The 20,918-nt window shown below is 38.5% G+C and carries 15 protein-coding genes; 7 read left to right on the top strand and 8 right to left on the bottom strand.

Annotated elements, in window-relative coordinates; translation table 11 throughout:
* Nucleotides 1–4: 4 nt before the first annotated feature.
* From folC to purF, 4 genes are all read left to right on the top strand, one after another.
* On the top strand, nucleotides 5–1,279 hold the full coding sequence (folC, locus tag B7C41_RS06155; RefSeq protein WP_085297921.1) for a bifunctional tetrahydrofolate synthase/dihydrofolate synthase: 1,275 nt from the start codon (nucleotides 5–7) through the stop codon (nucleotides 1,277–1,279).
* Nucleotides 1,280–1,312: 33 nt separating this feature from the next.
* A complete protein-coding gene (locus B7C41_RS06150) occupies nucleotides 1,313–1,945 on the top strand; it encodes an SPOR domain-containing protein (RefSeq protein WP_085297920.1) in 633 nt (210 codons plus the stop codon).
* A gap of 71 nt (nucleotides 1,946–2,016) precedes the next feature.
* Entirely contained in the window at nucleotides 2,017–2,499 is a 483-nt protein-coding gene (locus tag B7C41_RS06145; protein ID WP_085297919.1) for a CvpA family protein, read from the top strand.
* 25 nt (nucleotides 2,500–2,524) lie between these two features.
* A complete protein-coding gene (gene purF, locus B7C41_RS06140) occupies nucleotides 2,525–4,042 on the top strand; it encodes an amidophosphoribosyltransferase (RefSeq protein WP_085297918.1) in 1,518 nt (505 codons plus the stop codon).
* 91 nt (nucleotides 4,043–4,133) lie between these two features.
* On the opposite strand, the gene trhO is transcribed toward purF, so the two are convergent.
* Entirely contained in the window at nucleotides 4,134–5,108 is a 975-nt protein-coding gene (trhO, locus tag B7C41_RS06135) for an oxygen-dependent tRNA uridine(34) hydroxylase TrhO (RefSeq protein ID WP_085298653.1), read from the bottom strand.
* Nucleotides 5,109–5,539: 431 nt separating this feature from the next.
* On the opposite strand from trhO, the gene fahA reads away from it, so the two are divergent.
* Nucleotides 5,540–6,862, top strand: coding sequence for a fumarylacetoacetase (gene fahA, locus B7C41_RS06125; RefSeq protein ID WP_085297916.1), 1,323 nt, complete (start codon nucleotides 5,540–5,542; stop codon nucleotides 6,860–6,862).
* A gap of 573 nt (nucleotides 6,863–7,435) precedes the next feature.
* A complete protein-coding gene (locus B7C41_RS06120; protein ID WP_085297915.1) occupies nucleotides 7,436–10,015 on the top strand; it encodes a TonB-dependent receptor plug domain-containing protein in 2,580 nt (859 codons plus the stop codon).
* 126 nt (nucleotides 10,016–10,141) lie between these two features.
* Here B7C41_RS06120 and B7C41_RS06115 read toward each other — a convergent pair whose 3' ends face one another.
* Entirely contained in the window at nucleotides 10,142–11,401 is a 1,260-nt protein-coding gene (locus B7C41_RS06115) for a multifunctional CCA addition/repair protein (protein WP_085298651.1), read from the bottom strand.
* 138 nt (nucleotides 11,402–11,539) lie between these two features.
* On the opposite strand from B7C41_RS06115, the gene B7C41_RS06110 reads away from it, so the two are divergent.
* Nucleotides 11,540–13,150, top strand: a complete 1,611-nt coding sequence (locus B7C41_RS06110; protein ID WP_085297914.1) for an AAA family ATPase — start codon at nucleotides 11,540–11,542, stop codon at nucleotides 13,148–13,150.
* Between the two features lie 57 nt (nucleotides 13,151–13,207).
* On the opposite strand, the gene B7C41_RS06105 is transcribed toward B7C41_RS06110, so the two are convergent.
* The 6 genes from B7C41_RS06105 to leuA all read right to left on the bottom strand — a co-directional run bounded on the left by B7C41_RS06105 (nucleotide 13,208) and on the right by leuA (nucleotide 20,909).
* Nucleotides 13,208–14,440 (bottom strand): HD-GYP domain-containing protein, encoded by a 1,233-nt coding sequence (locus B7C41_RS06105; protein WP_085297913.1) that lies wholly within the window; start codon nucleotides 14,438–14,440, stop codon nucleotides 13,208–13,210.
* 176 nt (nucleotides 14,441–14,616) lie between these two features.
* Entirely contained in the window at nucleotides 14,617–15,828 is a 1,212-nt protein-coding gene (locus B7C41_RS06100; RefSeq protein ID WP_085297912.1) for an HD-GYP domain-containing protein, read from the bottom strand.
* A gap of 262 nt (nucleotides 15,829–16,090) precedes the next feature.
* Nucleotides 16,091–16,687, bottom strand: a complete 597-nt coding sequence (gene leuD / locus B7C41_RS06095) for a 3-isopropylmalate dehydratase small subunit (protein WP_085297911.1) — start codon at nucleotides 16,685–16,687, stop codon at nucleotides 16,091–16,093.
* A 1-nt stretch (nucleotide 16,688) separates the two neighbouring features.
* Complete coding sequence (gene leuC, locus B7C41_RS06090) at nucleotides 16,689–18,125, bottom strand: 3-isopropylmalate dehydratase large subunit (RefSeq protein WP_085297910.1); 1,437 nt, start codon at nucleotides 18,123–18,125, stop codon at nucleotides 16,689–16,691.
* Between the two features lie 2 nt (nucleotides 18,126–18,127).
* Nucleotides 18,128–19,255 (bottom strand): 3-isopropylmalate dehydrogenase, encoded by a 1,128-nt coding sequence (gene leuB, locus B7C41_RS06085; protein WP_085297909.1) that lies wholly within the window; start codon nucleotides 19,253–19,255, stop codon nucleotides 18,128–18,130.
* Between the two features lie 64 nt (nucleotides 19,256–19,319).
* Nucleotides 19,320–20,909 carry a 2-isopropylmalate synthase gene (gene leuA / locus B7C41_RS06080; protein WP_085297908.1) on the bottom strand — a complete coding sequence of 530 codons (1,590 nt, stop codon included), beginning with the start codon at nucleotides 20,907–20,909 and terminating at the stop codon, nucleotides 19,320–19,322.
* Nucleotides 20,910–20,918: the final 9 nt, after the last annotated feature.

Below are 20,918 nucleotides of genomic sequence, written 5' to 3'. Positions count from 1 at the left end.
ATTCATGTCAAAAATTACTCAAAGCCATTTAGTGAAGAAAAACCTCACTGAATGGCTTTCTTATTTAGAAAGTATCCACAACGTTGAAATAGATTTAGGCCTGCAGCGTATTGCTAAAGTGTCTGAAACTTTGAATATTTCATTTCAACACTCTAAAGTTATTACTGTTGCAGGTACAAACGGTAAGGGCACAACCTGTGCATTTTTAGAAAATGCCTTACTAGCGCAACATAAAGCCTGTGCAGTGTACTCCTCGCCTCATATTGAGCGCTTTAACGAGCGCTTGCGTATTAACCGCGTTGATATTGATGATGATTCATTAGTTGCAGCTTTTGAGCAGATAGAAAAAGCTCGTGGTGATATAACGTTAACTTATTACGAATACACTACCTTAGCGGCCTTCCTTATTCTAATGCGTGAACCGCCTGATGTAATTATTCTTGAAGTGGGATTGGGTGGTCGATTAGATGCCACTAATATTATTGATGCTGATATTGCTGTTGTCACCACTATCGATTTAGACCATCAAGCTTTTTTAGGCACAACGCGTGAAGCGATAGGTTTTGAAAAAGCCGGTATTATGAGAGCAAACGTACCTGCCGTTATTGGTGATACTAATCCTCCTAAATCTTTAGCGAGGCATGCAAATGATATTGGCGCCGTTTCTTACATAAGAGCGCAAAACTTTACTGTCAAAAAATCGGATAGTGACTTGTGGCAATGGCAATACGGAGAAGATGAATTTTCTGATCTTATTTCATGTCATATTCCACAAGACAATGTTACTACTGCCATTATGGTGTTGAATTTGTTAGCTGATGATCTAGCGTTTAGTTTAACTAGTAGTTTTATCAACCAAATTATTGCGCAAACTAAAGTTCCTGGTCGAATGGAAAAATTCACTAGTGATTGTGATGTTATTTTAGATGTTGGTCATAACCCGCAAGCAACGAGACATTTAGCTTCACAACTGCAAAAAATGACTTATAGCAAGGTTTATGCAGTCATTGGTATGTTATCGGATAAAGATATAACTAATACCGTAGCTCCGTTAATACCAATAGTTGATGAATGGTGTATTGGAACGCTCGATGTTCCTCGAGGCTGCGAAGCAAAAAAAATTGCAGAGTATGGAGATTTAGACGCAGCTAAGATGAATTGCTTTGACAATGTCTCTCAGGCATTTAGAATGGCAAAACAAAATGCAAAAGCAACTGATCTCGTTCTTGTTTTTGGATCTTTTTATACCGTTGCCGAAATAAGACGTTTATTAGTATAACTTAGGTTAACTTAGCAAAACTTGGAGTCTAGCTTGTCTACACCGTTTCAAAACCGATTAGTAGGTACTATTATTGTTGCCGCCGTTGCGATTATTGTTTTACCTGACATACTTGATGGTGATAAAAAAACTTATCAAGATAACTTTGAAACTATACCTACAGCGCCTGAAGTAGATTTTCCGGCGGCAAATAAAGCTTTTCCAAAAGAAAACTTAACAAAATTGCCACAAGAAAAAATTTATAGTGAAACAGCGCTCGATGAAACAAGTAGTATAGATACCTCAAAGCTATTGAAAGAAAAAGGTATCGCGGTTAGCACGTTAGTAAAAGAGTCTGATTTTTCAACAGAAAAAAATAAAGCAGTAATAGAAAAAACACAGCCAAAAGAAATTAAAAAATTGCCAAGTAAAGCTGTTCCCAAACAAGCTTGGGCAATTCAGTTAGGTAGCTTTAGGCATCAAAATAATGTTGACGATTTGGTCAATAAGTTAAAAAGTAACGGCTATACTGCTTTTACTAAGCCTATCAAGACTAAAAACGGCAAGTTGACCAAGGTTTTTGTTGGGCCTGAACTGATAAAGTCATCGTTGGAAAAAAAGCTTCCAGGGTTGAAAAAATTGACCAATGTGCAAGGGAAAGTTGCCCGTTTTACGCCGACTAAATAACGAAAATATTAGCAAACTCTACCAGCCTTCTGGTAGAATGCGCGCCTCTAATCAATGAGAATATTCGATTTATGGTTTGGATAGATTATGCCATTTTGGCTGTTATTGGCATTTCGGCTTTAATTAGTTTGGTGCGCGGTTTTGTTAAGGAAGCAGTGTCCTTAATTGTTTGGATCAGTGCCTTTTTCGTCGCTAGTAGCTTTTATGTTAATTTATCGACTTTCCTCACTAATATTTCAGACCAACTCTTGCGCAATGCAGCATCTATTTCAATACTTTTTATCGCCACCCTAATCTTAGGCGCTTTGGTAAACTATGTTATTGGCCAACTCGTTAGTCGAACTGGATTATCTGGCACTGATAGAGTGCTAGGAGTTGTGTTTGGCGCTTTACGCGGGGTTTTGGTTTGTGCTGCAGTACTCTTTTTTATGGATGCATTCACCCCAGCAGCATCAAGTGCGTGGTGGCAGAGTTCTCAATTGGTTCCAGAATTTACATTAATAGTTGAATGGTTTTTTGAATATCTCAAACAATCATCAAGTTTCTTAGCTTAAACTTAATTCGTCGGAGAGTAAGTTCATGTGTGGTATTGTCGGCATTGTTGGTAAAACACCAGTTGGTCAAGCGTTATATGATGGGTTAACGGTGCTTCAGCATCGTGGCCAAGATGCAGCAGGTATCGTGACTATTCACGATAATACATTTAGGTTGCGTAAAGGCAATGGCTTAGTGAAAGATGTTTTTCATACTCGCCATATGTTGCGTCTACAAGGCGATATGGGTATTGGACATATTCGTTACCCTACAGCTGGAACGTCAAGTTCTTCTGAAGCACAGCCGTTTTACGCTAATTCACCTTACGGTATTTCTTTAGCGCATAATGGTAACTTAACTAACGCGGAAGAGTTGAAAGTTTGGCTAAATACTGAAGCTCGTCGTCATGTTAACACCACGTCTGATTCAGAATTATTACTTAATATTCTAGGTCATGAGCTACAAAATTCTGATCAACACTCACTTGCGCCAAGCGATATATTTACTGCGGTAAGTAATGTTCATAAACGTATTCGTGGTGCTTATGCAACGGTTGCTTTAATTATTGGTTATGGCATGGTGGCGTTTCGTGATCCTAACGGCATTCGTCCATTAGTGTTTGGTAAGCGTGAAACTGAATCTGGCGTTGAATATATGGTTGCATCGGAATCAGTAGCACTTGATGCTAATGAATTCGAATTTGTACGTGACGTTGCGCCAGGTGAAGCTATTTTCTTTACTGAATCTGGCCAAATACATAGCCAGCAATGTGCTGAAAATCCAACTTTCCACCCATGTGTTTTCGAATACGTATATTTTGCTCGCCCTGATTCTACTATTGATAAAATTTCGGTGTATGGCTCACGTGTTGAAATGGGTAAAAAACTTGGTGATAAAATTGCTAAAGATTGGGAAGATGTCGATATTGATGTTGTTATTCCTATCCCTGAAACATCATGTGACACGGCGCTTGAAATTGCTCGTCATTTAAATATTCCTTACCGTCAGGGCTTTGTTAAAAACCGCTACATTGGCCGTACATTTATTATGCCGGGCCAAGAACAACGTAAGAAGTCTGTGCGTCGTAAGTTGAACGCGATCGCGGCAGAGTTCGTTGGTAAAAATGTATTGCTTGTTGATGACTCTATCGTACGTGGAACCACTTCAGGTCAAATTATAGAAATGGCTCGTGCTGCTGGCGCTAAGAAAGTATATTTTGCTTCTGCCGCACCGGAAATACGTTTTCCAAATGTTTATGGTATTGATATGCCAAGTGCAAATGAGTTAATTGCTCATGGTCGTGAACTTGATGATATTTGTCAGCTAATTGGCGCTGATAAACTAATCTACCAAACATTGGATGATTTAGTGTCTGCAGTTTCAACGGCAAACCCTGATATTACCGAATTTGAAACCTCTGTATTTAATGGTCAATACGTAACGAAAGATATAGATCAAAGTTACTTAGAAAGATTAGATGCTATGCGTAATAACGAAACCAAGGATAAGTCTGATAAAAATGCTGACTCGATTCTTGATATGCATAATGAAGGTGAAGAATAATTAGCTCCTTGTTTAATAAACTTATTACTCGATTAAAAGCATAATAGAAAAAGCCCGCTACGAAGCGGGCTTTTTACATAATAAGAGGCTGTTAGCTTTTTTGAGCTTGTTTATTGGCATTCTTCGTTGCACGACGTTCAACAATAGCTTGTTTTATATCGCCGCCTATATGCTCTTCGCCACGCGCCTTCGCTAGGTTAATCTGTTTTTCGCGTTCCCTGAAGCTACTTTTTTGCTCATCAGTGTATTTATCATGACAACGTGGGCAACTAACACCTTGTATATAGTGCTCGCTGTTTTTTTCTGCTTCAGTAATAGGGTAACGACAAGCAAAGCATTGATCATACTGACCACGTTCTAAATTGTGATTTACCGCTACTCGACCGTCAAAAACAAAGCACTCACCTTGCCACATAGTCTCTTGCTCTGGAACTTCTTCAAGGTATTTCAGTACGCCACCTTCAAGATGATATACGTCTTCAAAACCTTGTTCTTTAAGATATGCTGTTGATTTTTCACAACGAATACCGCCAGTACAAAACATTGCTACTTTTTTATGTTTAGTTTTGTCTAGGTTTTTCGCGACGTACTCAGGAAATTCTCGAAAAGTTTCAGTATTTGGATTTACAGCATTTTTAAATGTACCAATTTCTACTTCGTAGTCATTACGGGTATCTATCAGTAAAACTTCAGGATCGGAGATTAGGGCATTCCAATCTTTAGGCTTAACATAAGTGCCAACGGTCAACGTAGGGTCTATACCCTCGATACCCATGGTAACTATTTCTTTTTTCAATTTAACTTTAGTACGTTGAAAAGGGTTTGCTTGATGGTAAGAGCATTTAAAAGATACGCCAGCTAACCTTTCATCACTATTGATAAAATTAAGCACCGCATCTATACCTGATTTAGAACCAGCTATTGTGCCGTTAATACCTTCAAGTGCTAAAAGTAATGTACCTTTAACATCATTTTCTTCCATTACTTCAAGTAAAGGAGGCTTAACATCTTCAAAGTTTTCTAAGCGAACAAATTTATATAATGCACAAACTGTGATGTTATTCATATTTTGACCCATTGAGCGAACCTGATAGTAAGTCAGGAGCTTTAGATTGAAAGAGACTCTTTAATTTAGAGTTATGTTGTGATTTATCGTAAAATAAATCTAGCAATATTTTATCAAAAAATTTAGTGATATATGTAATGTTTTTAATGTTTTTTTAACTTTAGCTTTAATAAGTATAATTCAACTAAAGTAGCTAAAAGCATCGTTGTTATATTTATCAGGTAGTAAGCTGGATTTATATGATTTAGCAAAATGTAAACCAAGCTCTGCAACATATTGTTGACAGTTGTTTTATAAGTAAATTTGGTTTGCGTAGCGTTTATATGATCGCTTGTTATAATATTGCGCAATAATACCCTTGGTATCACATAATTATTAGCTAGTATTTACACCTAGCATTACATCTATATTTTTCTGGAGCAGTTTAGCAAATGTCTAACACCAATTTACTTAATGAAACCCATAACCCCGCTTTAAGCAGCTGGATTGAATCTGCTAATTTGGAAAATTGTGACTTTCCTATACAAAATTTACCGTTTGCCAGCTTTAAACGTAAAGCAAGTGATGAGGCATTTCGTGGAGGGGTTGCCATCGGCGATCAAGTTGTCGATTTACAAGCACTTTTTGCACTTAATATTTTTGATGGTGATGCTCAAGCCGCACTAGAGCTTTGTGCTCAAGCACAATTAAATGCCTTTATGGCAATGGGCAAGCAATACTGGAGTGCTTTACGTAAAGCGTTATCACTTTCGTTAGCTAAAGGTTCAAGTTTAGAAGCTCAAATCTCACAGTGTGTAGTCTCACAAAGTGACGTTGAATATTCATTACCGTGCCAAATTGGAGATTACACTGATTTCTATACTTCGATTCATCATGCGACTTCAGTTGGTAAAAAATTCCGTCCTGATAACCCATTGTTACCAAATTATAAGTGGGTTCCAATTGGTTACCATGGCCGTTCTTCTTCAATTGAAGTATCAGGTAGCGACTTTAAACGCCCGAAAGGTCAAACGAAAGCTCCAACGGCAACTGAACCATCTTTTGGTCCATCAAAACGTGTAGATTATGAATTAGAAGTAGGTATATTTATCGGTAATGGTAATGACCTAGGTGAACCAATTAGCATCGAGAATGCGGATGATCATGTATTCGGTATTTGCTTATTTAATGATTGGTCGGCACGTGATATTCAAGGTTGGGAATATCAACCATTAGGGCCATTCTTATCAAAAAGTTTTGCGTCAACTATTTCACCATGGATTGTTACTTCTGAAGCATTGGCGCCTTATAAGTCAGAATGGACACGAGATTTAGCAGACCCACAACCTATGCCATATTTAGAGTCTGAGCAAAACCGTGAGCAGGGCTCTTTAGATCTTAACTTGCAAGTACTTATTGCAACTGAATCTATGCGCAATGCACAGCAAGAGCCAGTAAAACTGTCAGAGTCAAACTTTAAAGATTCATATTGGACTGTCGCACAAATGGTTGCTCACCATACAGTGAATGGCTGTAATCTTCGCTCAGGTGATATGTTTGGCAGTGGTACTCAATCGGGTCCTAATCCTGATGAAGCAGGTTCTATGCTTGAATTGTCTAATGCTGGGTCTGAGCCTATTACATTGCCAAATGGTGAGACTCGCACCTTCTTAGAAGATGGCGACTGTGTAACGATGAAAGGCTGGTGTAAAAAAGATGGTGCAGCTCGAATTGGCTTTGGTGAAGTTAGTGCTACCCTTTTAGCCGCCAACTAATTCTTAAACTTATATGATGTAAAGGCTCTTATTTTGGAGCCTTTTTTTGTCAGGTAAATATTCATTTACATTGCTACTTTATTTACATTTTCTAGATTAGTTAGTAACTCATTAACAAGCTGTTAACCTTCTCAACGGCTATTTTTCTGTACTTTTCGTCAGTGTAAATATCTTATACTTAAAAAGTTCATTTTTTTTTCAATATATTTAGTTGATTAAACATACACTACATGGCCAATTTAAATACGAAATATTTCGCATATTCCTTGTTTGATTCTTTTCGTACAGCGTATATGTACTGTAGGTTACAGATTGGTTACATATCTGAATGTAATTATTTCTGACTTCCGAATATCTTCGTTTATCATTTTTTTTATTCACTGGATGTTAATTCTTAGAGTAAAACACTACTTGTAAAGCGCATTTAGCTGTTTTATAAAGAATCAAGTCATTTGGTTTGTTCGCGCTACTATTTAATCGAATAGTTGTTCTACTGCAAGCACGACTGGTAAAAATAAAATTATAAAAATAGATAATGAAAAAATTATATTAAAATATTAGGAAGGAAATAACATGTCTACTAAATTTCGTACTGGTACGCTAGCTCTTGCTGTGGGCTTAGCGCTAGGAACTGCTCCTAGCTTTGCTGCCGGCTTTGAAGAATCGGCAAAAGAAAAAGATGTTGAACGTATTGCTGTTGTTGGCTCTCGCTCCGCTCCACGATCAGTGGCCGAATCACCTGTACCTATTGATATTGTTGGTGGTGATGAGCTAGGTAAAAATGCTTCGAGTGATATGCTGGATATGTTGCAAGCGGCTGTACCGTCGTTTAACGTTCGCCAACAACCTATTTCGGATGCCGCATCTTTTATTCGTCCGGTAAACCTACGTGGTTTATCTTCTGATTCAACACTAATTTTATTGAATGGTAAACGTCGCCACCGCGCTTCTGTTATTGCCTTTCAAGGTGGCGGAGTAAATGATGGCGCACAAGGTCCTGATATATCAGTTATTCCTAGCGTAGCGTTAAAGCAAGTTGAAGTGTTACGTGATGGTGCCGCTGCGCAGTACGGTTCAGATGCAATTGCTGGTGTAATGAACTTTGTACTTAAAGATGATTCAGAAGGCGGTTCTATCTCTGTTAAATATGGTTCGTATTACGAAGGTGATGGTGACTCGACTATTGTTGACGGTAATATTGGCTTACCTTTCACAAAGGATGGTTTTGTTAACCTTTCTTTCCAACTAAAAGAAGCTGATGCTACTAGTCGAAGTGTACAGCGTCCTGATGCACAAGCTTTAATTGATGCTGGTAATACTGATGTTGCTACGCCTGCGATGACTTGGGGTAACCCCGAAATTGAAGATGACATTACATTATTTGCTAATGTTGGCCTTGATTTAGGAAATGATAAAGAATTCTACATGTTTGGTAATTATTCAAACCGTGTAGGAATTGGTGGTTACTACTATCGTAACCCACAAAGTCGTGGTGGTGTATTTACTGATGGCAACGGTGATTTGCTTGTAGGAGCAATGGACGGTAATGCTTCAGCATGTCCAAATATTCCTATTACGGCTGGCGATGTGAGAACGCAACAAGATTACATTGATGGCGTTGCTAACAATGATAATTGTTGGGCATTTAATGAGCTACTTCCTGGTGGTTACACGCCACAGTTTACCGGCGATATTAATGATACTTCACTAGTTATGGGGACTCGTGGTGAGATAAAAGGCGGCTTCTTAGATGAAGCGCTTTACGATATCAGTGCCTCAGTTGGTCGTAATAAATCTACCTACACATTAGCTAATACTGTTAACCCTTCATTGGGAGCATTGAATGCTGATCAAGCTGGTCTTTCTTTTGATGTCGGTGCTTATACTCAGTTAGAAAAGTCTTTTAATTTCGACCTAGTTAAAAGTGTTGATATGGGACTTTCAGAGCCTATCAATGTAGCAACAGGTTTAGAATGGCGTCAAGAAAGCTTCGAAATTACTGGCGGTGAACAATCATCGTGGCAGCAAGGACCTTTAGCCCAGCAGGGGTTTAGTGTGGGGACACATGGTTTTGCTGGTTTCTCTCCTGAATCGCAAGGCATTGATAAGCGCCAGAGTATTGCAGCTTACGTTGATGTTGAAGCTTATATAACTGAAGATTTATTATTAGGATCTGCACTACGTTATGAGGACTTTTCTTCATTTGGCGATACTATTAACTACAAGTTAACGGCGCAGTATCAAGTGAACGATGAATTATCCTTTCGAGCATCTCACAGTACTGGTTTCCGTGCACCGACTGTTGGCCAAGCTAATGTAGTCAATACTCAAACATCACTATTTAATGGTGATCTTGTACAATCTGCTACTTTTCCGCCAACACACCCTGTATCGGCACAAAAAGGTGGTGTTGAATTACAACCAGAAGAGTCAGTCAGCTATGCTTTAGGTATGGTTTATCAAAGTGGAGACTTCTTTATGACAGTTGACGCTTATAATATAGAAGTAAAAGATCGCGTAGCCCAAACAGATAAACTTGATATAACTCAGGCAGATGTTGATGCACTTCAAGGTAAATACCCAAGCCCTGAATTATTACTAGGTGGTAAGGTTACGTTTTTTGCTAACGATTTTGATACTACAACACGAGGTGTTGATGTTGTTGCCAACTACGGTATGGAATTAATGGGTGGGGACACAAAGCTTAGCCTTGCTTATAACTATAATTCAACTGAAGTTGATGATCCGGGTAGTTTTACTACTGGTTTCAAAGTTAGACGTTTGGAAGAAGGTATTCCTGAGCATCGCGCGACTTTCACGATAGCACAAAACTGGGAAGACGTTAGTATGTTTGTCCGTGCAAATTACTTTGGAGAGTGGTTTGCAACACATGCGGATGAAGAAGATGAGTTTAGCTCATACGGCTGGTCAGAAACGGCAGGCTCTTCTTATACGATTGATGCTCAAGTTAGCTATTTCTTAAACGATAGTTGGACATTGTCGGCTGGTGCCAACAACATTTTTGATAACAAAGCTCAAGAGCTACAAAAAAATGGTGGAGCGTACGGTGTAGTTAGCGGTGTTTACTATGAAAGTGGTCCATTTGATTACAATGGTGGTTATTACTACGTAAAAGCTGCATACAAATTTTAATTTAAATATAAGGTAAATTTAAAAAGCCATATCATTTGATATGGCTTTTTATTATTCGCTTATATATAACTTATAAGATAATTGAAGACTGACAGAGTTAGTTGCTCTAGTTTATGCTACTCTTCTCTAAATACTCTTCTCTAAATACTCTTGTTTATATTGCTTTAAATCATCCAATCGTTGCTGTGCGATAGCCTCTTTAATGGCTAATCCTTTTAAGCCCACTTCGACAAAAGGTTTTGCAGTCACTTTGCATAGTAATTTATAGGTTTGGTATAAAAACTCTCTTTGTGGGTAATCACGGTTTTCAAAACCTAAGCGTCCAGTAAAATCAGCTTGGCAGCACAATAAGAAATCAGCAAACTCATCTGGTTTCCGCCACACATCTAAGTCATTAAACAACTTTAAAATAGTATGGGGCTTTAATTCAAATGCTTTATGTACATGCAAATGAAACTGGCAAACTTTTAAAGCCAAAACTTTGTGTGCTGTTGGCACTCTTAAACGAGCACATAACTCTTCGATTAACGGTAAGCCCGCGGTTTCATGACCAGGATGTGATGGTAATGTACTGTCTTCTGTCAAAGACTTTCCTAAATCATGACAAACACTGGCAAACCTAACACTGGTTTTTTCTGATAGCAGTACAGCTTGTTTTAGTACCATCATGGTGTGTATGCCTGAACATATTTCTGGATGCCACCTTTCTGGGTTTGGAATACCCCATAAATTGTGTAGATCTGGCCAAAGTGATTTAAGCGCTTGGCATTGGTACAGTACTTGGAAAAATATTTGTGGGTTTTGATCGGCTAAGCTTCGTTCCATTTCCTGCCAAACACGCTCCCCAGAAAGACTGAGTAATTCACCACTTTCACTTAACTGCGTCATTAAATCGAGCGTTTCTGGTGCGATTTTAAAGCCATACTCATGATAACGAGCAGCAAAACGTGCAACGCGTAAGACTCTTAGAGGATCTTCAATAAATGCCCCTGAAACATGGCGTAATATTCTATTGTTTAAATCACTTTGGCCATTGTAAGGGTCAAAAATATCTCCTTCTTCATCCATCGCCATTGCATTAATAGTTAAATCTCTACGCAGTAAATCTTCTTCAAGAGTGACATCTGCAGCAGAATTGCAATTAAAGCCGGTATAACCTTGTCCTGATTTTTTCTCAGTGCGCGCTAAAGCATACTCTTGCTTATTTTCAGGGTGAAGAAATACGGGAAAATCTTTGCCAACTTGAATAAAGCCAAGTTCTAGCATTTCATCAACACTTGAGCCTACAACAACATAGTCCTTGTCAACGATATCTCTGTTGAGTAAAGCATCACGAACGGCGCCTCCGACCAAAAAATAGTTGAGCTGTAGTGTTATATTTTTCATGTAAGAACGATAGACCTCTGAAATTAAATAATACTCAATAAATAACTTAGAAAGTTTAGCATAATTAACCTTTGGTTTTTGACATATGATCAGGTTCAGGTTAATTTCACAAGGCCGATTCATCAGCTAAGATTCTCTATGTACACAAGTTATTTTGGTTTAGAAGAAAAACCATTTTCTATTGCGCCAAATCCCGATTATTTATTTATGAGCGATCGTCACCGTGAAGCGCTTAATCACTTGACTTATGGTTTAGGTGACACTGGAGGGTTTGTGTTATTAACAGGTGAAGTTGGCACAGGAAAAACCACCATTAGCCGTCGACTAATGGAAAACTTGCCTGACAATACTCAGGCGGCTTTTATTCTTAACCCAACGCTTTCTAGTCAAGAGTTACTAGCAACGTTATGTGATGAATTAAAAATCCGTTATCGTAAAACGGGCGCAACGTTAAAAATATTAACAGATAAAATTCAGCAAAAGTTGCTTAAAAATCACAGTGAAAATGTTAATACGTTATTAATTATCGACGAAGCGCAACATTTACAGCCTGAAGTTTTAGAACAGTTGCGCTTACTCACTAATTTGGAAACTAATACTAAAAAGCTATTACAAGTGATTTTGATTGGTCAACCCGAATTGCAGCAACTGCTTCAGCGCCGAGATTTACGACAGTTAGCACAACGAATTACTGCCCGATATCACCTACTACCACTAAATAAGCAGGAAGTTGATCAATACCTAAAGCATCGATTATCGGTTGCTAAGTGTTTTCGCAATATTTTTGATAAAAGTGCTGTTAATGCAATTCATAAAACCTGTAAAGGTATCCCTCGTTTAATGAACTTACTGGCAGAACGAGCACTGATGAACGCTTATAATAGTAACAATGCGGTCGTTAATCGAAAAATTGTTTTACAAGCTGCACATGATGCCCTTGGTGATGAATATCTGGTAGTGCCTTGGTGGCAGGGGAGTTGGGTTAAGTACACTAGCTTGGCAACGTTATTGGTTTTAGTTTCATTGGCTGGAGTTTGGTGGGGGACAACGAAACCAATAGCTACAGGCTATTTATACGATGGTTTAGCGAGTGAAGCAAAAGTAACGAGTACGACTAACAAGATAAAAACTCTGCAGGCTGAACTTGATGAATATCGCGCGCTTGTCAATCAGGTAGTTGATGAACGCAACCAAATAACAGCTAGTAGTAATGATGAAGTAGCAAATTTAGTTGTTGATAAAATGGCTATTGTTAATCAAAATATTGACAATTCACAGTCATTTGAAAATGAGCCTCAGAACGTTATTAATACTGCTGTCAAAAAGCCAAATAGTGGCATTATAGCTGAATCAGTAAAAGAGATTGTAGACAGTGTTAAAAGTAAAGATTTTGTTGTCGAGGCAGTAGATGGCGTTTCAGACGAATTACTTGCCAGCTTTCAGTCAGCAATAGCAGAAACAAAACAGGTTGATGAATCAGCCGAGTTGGCTGAAGATGAATCCAACACAAGCTTAGTTTCTCTGGCGAAAATGCCTGCTTGGGTGCAAGATGGTGTAGCATCATTACAATTTGAGATGCATATTTATGCTAGCGATGGTCAAGGCTGGGTGCGAGTTAATGGTCGAGATCGCTATGAAGGTGATTATATCGCTCGCGAGTTATTACTCAGTGAAATAAGGCCACAGGAAGTTGTGCTAAGCTTTCGGGGTGAAAAATTTACCATGTTGGCACTATCTTCATGGAATTAAATTTCATCGCAGTTGCGAATTTTTATTGTGAAAATTCGCGACTATTATTTTATTTATTTATTCGCCAAAAGCCATCTTAAAAAATGCTAGCAAATCGAGGCTGAAGTCATCTGGTCGGATACAACAATCAATTTGGTCTTTATACTTAGAGCGACTTAAGTCGATTTCTTCAATGGCAACCACTTGACTTAGACGGGCATTATAGAAAACTTTAACATGAGGGTTTAGTGGTTTTTTATTGTTTATTTTACTGATGAGACCTATTTTACCACTGTTAAGTTTAACTAGTGTCCCCACTGGATAAATGCCAATACATTGAATAAATTTTTCGATGAGTTCTTCATCTAACTTATCAGGGGCTTCATTGATTAATGCCTTAAAAGCGTTGATTGGAAACATAGGTTTTTTATTTGGTCTGCCAGAGACCATGCCATCGTAACGGTCAACAATCGCAATCATACGACTATATAAGTCAATTTGTTTTCCTTTTAAGCCTAACGGGAATCCTGAACCATCGAGGCGCTCATGATGTTCATTAATTATTCTTACTGCAATATGTGAGATGCTTGGCGTTGATTCTAATGCTTTTATCCCTAACTGGACATGGCTATCAAGAAGCTCTTGCTCTTGCTCTGTTATTAATTTTTTTGTTGTTAGTAACTCTGTTGGTAGTAAAACCTTACCAATGTCATGTAAAAATGCTCCTAGCGCTAATTGTTCAATAATGGGTTTTGCTAAGGTTAAGTACTTAGCGAAAATAGTCATCAGAATAGCGACATTCGTAGAATGTCCCATTAAATAACTGCCTTTATCATTTATGCGTGATAAGCAAGACAGCGCATCTTGATTACGAAAAATGGAAGCTACAATTGCATCAGTTGTTGGTATTATTTCTGTAACTTTTAATTGCTCTTTTTGTTTAATGCTAGCAATGATTTTTTCTTGTATAGCTTTAGTTGCTTGATACAACTTATTGGCAGTGGTTAACTCTTGTTCTAAGGTAATGTTGGATTTTTTATACTCAGTCGTCTTATGTTCGCTTCTAGGAAGTGTGACGACGATATCATTGAAGACTTTGTCAACTTTTTCTACTTTCTTAGTTTTTTCTTGCACAATAATCAATTTACTTATGCCGGCACTGTGTAAATTCTCAATGCTTTTGGATGCTAAAATATAGCCCTCGCTTTTGATTATTTCACCATCGTTTTTGATGATGCCTTTGACATACATACCGAGTTGTAATTGACTAATATTAATAGTCTGTTCTTTTTCCATCTTTTTAGTCAGCATATTTTGTCTCTTGAAGCTTAAGCTTGTATTGCTAACGTACACACAATCAGCGTTGGCGCAAGATGTTACATGACAAATTAATTATTGCCAAGCAAGCATTTTAGCTTGCCAACTTTGAAAGTTTTATCTGGTGTTAAACAACCTAAGGTTGATTTGTTACTGATGGACTTATCTATTTATTGATCAATGAAAGCCATTTTGAAGAAGCCAAGTAGATTTAGGCTAAAATCTTCTGGGCGTATGCAGGACTCAATTTGGTCATGATGTTTACCAAGACTTAAATCTATTTCTTTTATGGGAATTGCTTGATTTAAACGCGCGTTATAGAAAACTTTCACAAATGGATTCAGAGGCTTGCTATTATTTAAAGCACTAATAAGGCCTAATTTCCCACTAGCAAGCTTAACGAGTGTGCCAACAGGATATATCCCCAAGCACTGGATAAACTGCTCGACTAGCTCTTTATCATAACCAGTATTGTCTTCTGAGCGCAAAATTTTAAAGGCTTTAATCGGCGCCATACCTTTTTTATAAACTCTATCAGCGGTCATTGCATCATAGCTATCAACAATAGCAATCATTCTTGCATAAGAATCTAGCTCTTCTCCAGGGACTTTACTTGGGTAGCCGTTACCATCAACTCGCTCATGATGTAATTTTACCACTGAGTGCGATATTGCCGATATATGGGTTTCTTGACTTATAATTTCAACACCATATTCAACGTGCTTTTTCATTTGTTCGTATTCGTCATCAGTGAACTTTCCTGGTTTATGTAAAATGGTATCAGGTACCTTTATTTTTCCTATATCATGTAAAAAAGCGCCAAGTGCGAGTTGTTCTATAATGACCTTTTCAACTTTTAAATGTTTAGCAAAGATACTCATTAAGATGGCAACATTTAATGAGTGTTCAATAAGGTATTCATCTTTAACACGTAATCGAGATAAGCAAGCAAGGGCATCTTCGTTTTTAAACACTGAGTCGACTATAGCATTAGTCGTATTGTGAATGGTTTCCATATCCAATTGTTTATCTTTAGATATGTCATGCAGCAATTTTTTTTGTAATACTTTCGCATCATTGTATAACACTTTTGCGTTATTCATCTCTGCGCTAAATGATACTTTTTGTTGCTGAGGAAGCTCCGTTTTATTTGGCTTTTCCTTAGGGGGGTCTACAATAATCGAAGTTGACTCTTTTTTTGTTTTCGAAGCATCAATAGTTAAATGTTTAATTCCAGATTTTTTGAGCTTTTCAATAGTCGTCTGGCTAGAGATATAGCCTTCTGATTTTATATTAATATTCTTCTTCGGATTGACAATACTCACAACGTACATACCTAACTTTAATTGTGGTAACGTAATTTTTGTGAGCTTTTCTGTCATGTTAAAACCTATAATAATTTTATTTTTATAATATTATTATAGCGTTAAAAGGCAGGAATAGTAATGTTGGCTAATATTTAGCTGGAGAAACTTAAGCTCATTTGATCAAAAATAATAAAGCGAGCTTTTTTAGGTGATGTAAATATCGTTCGCATTGAAAAGATAAAAGTAGGCGGGCAATGTGATAAAACACATTTTTGTGTGTTTATATCAAGCTCAACAGTAGCCACTGCGCTAAGGTGTTGAGCTTGAAAAAGAAGCCTTATTGCCAAGCGGGCATTTGCGCTTCGTAACTTTCAATTTTCGCCAGTTTATCTAGTGTCCAACCAACACTATCAACACCGTTTTCTAAGCAGTACTTATGAAATGGTGCAAGGTTAAATTGATATTGAGAACTTTCGGTATTAACGGTACATGCTGCTAAATCAACGGTGAACTGTTGTGAGTTATCATTTGTACTCTGAAATAATGTTTCTATTACTTCTTCAGATAATACGATTGGTACAATGCCGATGTTAATACAGTTAGCATAAAAAATATCAGCAAAGCTTGAGGCGATAATAACTTTAAAACCATATTCTTGTAGTGCCCAAGGCGCGTGCTCTCGACTTGAACCACAACCAAAGTTCTCACGGGTAAGTAAAATACTTGCCCCTTGATATTGCGGGCTATTCAAAATGAATTCAGGGTTACTTTTCTCACCAGTAGCATCTAAATAACGCCAGTCATGAAATAAATGTTGCCCAAAGCCGATTCTAGTGGTTTTTTGTAGGAATTGTTTTGGAATGATCTGGTCGGTATCAACATTTGCTGCATCTAAGGGCGCAACTAATCCGGTATGTTGAGTAAATTTTTCCATGTTACGCTCCTTGATTAGCTTGATTAGCTTGATTAGCTTGGTTAATTTTAGTTAAGTCGACAAAATGTCCGGCAATGGCTGAAGCCGCTGCTAGTTCGGGGCTGACTAAGTGAGTTCGACTGCCTCGCCCTTGGCGCCCTTCAAAGTTTCGGTTACTGGTGGAAGCACAACGATCGCCTTCAGTTAGTACGTCATCATTCATGCCTAAGCACATCGAGCAACCAGGTAAGCGCCATTCAAAACCTGCGTCGATAAAGGTTTGCGCTAAACCTTCAGCTTCTGCTTGTTCCTTAACACGGTATGAGCCAGGTACAACAATGGCATCAACATTAGGTGAAACTTGCTTACCTTTGGCAATACTTGCTGCAGCGCGTAAATCTTCGATGCGTGAATTGGTGCATGAGCCGATAAATACTTTATTGATAGCAATATCAGTAATTTTAGTGCCAGCTGTTAAGCCCATATATTTTAATGCTGCAATGCAAGATTCACGCTCTACAGGATCTGAAAAGTCTTCTGGTGAAGGTACTACATTATCAACTTGGGTCACTTGCCCTGGTGTGGTGCCCCAAGTAACTTGAGTTTTTATCTCTTTTGCATCAAGTGTTAAGTAGCTATCAAATATGGCATTGCTGTCAGATTTTAGTTGCTGCCAATCATTTACTGCTTGCTGCCAAATCTGACCTTTTGGTGAATATTCTTTACCTTTTAAATATTCAAATGTGGTTTCATCGGGTGCTATTAAACCGGCTTTAGCGCCAAATTCAATACTCATGTTACAGACGGTCATCCGTTCTTCCATGGTTAAGCGCTCAATTGCTTCACCACAATATTCAACAACATAACCTGTTGCTCCAGCGCTACCAGTTTTGCCAATAATAGCTAAAATAATGTCTTTAGCACTAATGCCTGCAGCTACTTGACCTTTGACTTCTATTTTCATGGTTTTAGCTTTGGTTTGACGCAAGGTTTGTGTTGCGAAAACGTGTTCAACTTCAGACGTACCGATACCAAATGCTAATGCGCCGAAAGCACCATGAGTGGCGGTGTGCGAATCACCACAAACAATCACGGTACCAGGTAACGTTAAGCCAAGCTCTGGCCCCATTACGTGGACGATGCCTTGATTTTTATGACCCATACCAAATAATTCGATACCAAATTCTTTACAGTTTTTTTCTAAGGTGCGTAGCTGATTTGCTGCACCCTCTCCGGCGGCGTTTATTTCAATAGAGCGAGTTGAGATATTATGATCCATAGTAGCGATTGTGCGCTCAGGGTGACGTAATACACGGTTGTGAAACTTTAAGTTTGCAAAAGCCTGAGGTGATGTCACTTCGTGGATCAAATGACGATCGACAAATATTAACGGTGTTTCATCAGCTTTCTCTTCAATGACATGACGCTGCCATAATTTTTCATATAAGGTAGTAGCCATGATTAGTTTTTTCCCTGTGTTGTATGTTTGTTATGAATAAGCTGGTCTCGAATAAACTGGCAGATGATATCGCCCATTTCGTTAGTTGATTTAGCTGTATGCCGTTGCTCTTCACTTAATAAGTCACCGGTAAAGTTACCTGCATTTAATGTTGCCTCAACAGCATTTTCAATGGCGGTAGCAGCGTCTGCTTGATTTAAACTATGGCGTAACATTAACGCCGCAGAAAGAATTTGTGCGATAGGATTAGCAATACCCTTGCCTGCAATATCTGGTGCCGTGCCACCAGCAGGTTCGTACATACCAAAGCCAGCTTCATTTAGGCTTGCTGATGGTAATAAGCCCATTGAGCCAGTGATCATGGCGCATATGTCAGATAAAATATCACCAAATAAATTTGAACATAGCATAACGTCAAATTGTGCAGGGTCGCGAACCAGTTGCATGGCTGCATTATCGACATACATATGTTCAAGTTCCACACTAGGGTAGTCTTTTGCTACTTCATTAACCACTTCACGCCATAATTGAGATGAAGCTAATACATTGGCCTTATCGATAGAAATAACCTTGTTACGACGCTTTTGAGCCGCTTGAAAAGCCAAGTGGGCAATGCGGCTTATCTCTTTACGAGAATAGATCATAGTATCAAAAGCTGCTTCATCTTCTTGCCCTTGATTTTGGCGTCCTTTAGGCTCCCCAAAATAGATACCACCGGTTAGTTCTCGGATGACTAAAATATCGAAACCGGCTTGGGAAATATCAGCACGCAAAGGTGAAAGGTGTGACATCGCGCTTTGTAATTGTGCTGGGCGCATATTGCAAAATAAACCAAAATGTCCACGTAAACCTAATAAAGACGCACGTTCTGGTTGCTCAGTTGGTGGTAAATCGCTCCACTTAGGACCACCGACAGAACCGAATAAAATTGCATCAGCTTGCTCACAGCCTTGAATAGTACTTTCTGGTAAAGCTTGGCCGTGGTTATCTATGGCACAACCACCAACATCATAGTTACTGGTGGTAATTTCAAAATCAAATTTATCCGCTACTGTTGCTAACACTTTCTCTGCTTGTGCCATAACTTCTGGCCCGATACCGTCACCGGCTAATATTGCTACTTTCGACATTTTAGTTAACCTACTCATTAAATTGTAATTAAATTTATTTATATGTTCTGAACGATCTATAGCGCTAAGCTTGGCTATTTCCGACTTTTCCTGCACGCTCAGTGACTAATTCAGTTTTTAACTCGGCAATGGTAATTGCGCGATGAATACCATTCAGTGCATTAACTAGTGCATTACCTGAGGCTTTAATGACATCGGTGTCTAAGCCATAGCCATGAAAGTTTCTACCTTGCCAAGACACGACAATATCAGCCTTACCTAAACCATCTTCACCTTCACCTTTGTTAGATATTTTGTAGTCGCTGACTTCAAAATTTATATCTACCGCTTTTTTGATTGCGCGATAAAGTGCGTCGACAGGGCCGTTACCGGTAGCTGAAACTATTTGATGCTTGTCACCTTTGGCAAGTTTGATGCTTGATGTCGAAAATTCACTGCCGCCACTTTGTACATTTAAAGTTTGTAAATGGTAAAAGTCTTGTTGATCTTGCTGTTGAATATTGAATAATAAGGCTTCTAAATCGTCATCAAATACTTGACCTTTTTTATCTGCTAACGATAAAAAATCGGTATAAAGCTTTTCAAGTTCATAATCAGATTCTTGGTAGCCCAAACTCTCCATGCGATGCTTTATAACATGACGGCCGCTGCGAGAGGTTAAATTCAGTTTAGTTTTACTAATGCCGACACTTTCAGGCGTCATAATCTCATAGGTGTTACTGGCTTTTAACATGCCGTCTTGATGAATGCCTGATGAGTGGCTAAAAGCGTTGCCGCCTACAATGGCCTTATTTAGCTGTACTGGCATATTACAAAGCTGACTGACTAATTTTGAAGTACGGGCAATTTCATGATGATTGATTTGCGTATTTACACCTAATAATTCTTGGCGGGTTTTCATGATCATTGCTACTTCTTCAAGCGAGCAATTTCCTGCACGTTCGCCAATACCATTTATCGTACATTCAATTTGTCTGGCACCTGCTTGAACTGCTGACATTGAGTTAGCAACGGCTAAGCCTAAGTCGTTATGGCAATGAACAGAGATGATAGCCTGATCAATATTAGGTACACGGTTAAATAGATTAGTAATGATACCGCCAAATTCATTTGGCAAGGTGTAACCGACAGTATCAGGAATGTTAACTGTCGTAGCGCCAGCTTTAATCGCTTCTTCCACCATACGACATAAGTTGTCGATAGGTGTTCTACCTGCATCTTCACAGGAAAACTCAACATCATCAGTAAATTGACGGGCATATTTAACGGCATGAATAGCCATTGCTTGGACATCAGCAAAGTCTTTTTTCAATTTTTGTTGCACATGAACATCAGACGTTGAAATAAATGTATGAATACGGAATTGCTCAGCTGGTTTTAATGCCTCGGCACAGGCTTTAATATCAGCCTCTACAGCACGCGCTAATGCACAAACACGTGAATTTTTTACGCTGCGAGCAATCTCTTGCACCGATTGAAAATCACCGGGTGAAGAAACAGGAAAACCAACCTCCATTATGTCTACACCTAAGCGTTCTATGGCGTGTGCAATTTGTAACTTCTCATGCACAGATAAACTTGCGTTTAATGCTTGCTCACCATCTCGTAAGGTGGTGTCAAAAATAATAACCTTGTTGTTGTCATGTATGCCCATGTTTTGTCC

The sequence above is a fragment of the Cognaticolwellia mytili genome, assembly GCF_002104475.1.
GTDB lineage: Bacteria > Pseudomonadota > Gammaproteobacteria > Enterobacterales > Alteromonadaceae > Cognaticolwellia > Cognaticolwellia mytili.
The sequence above is the reverse complement of the archived record's forward strand: the minus strand, read 5'-3'. Positions and strand labels throughout refer to the sequence as shown.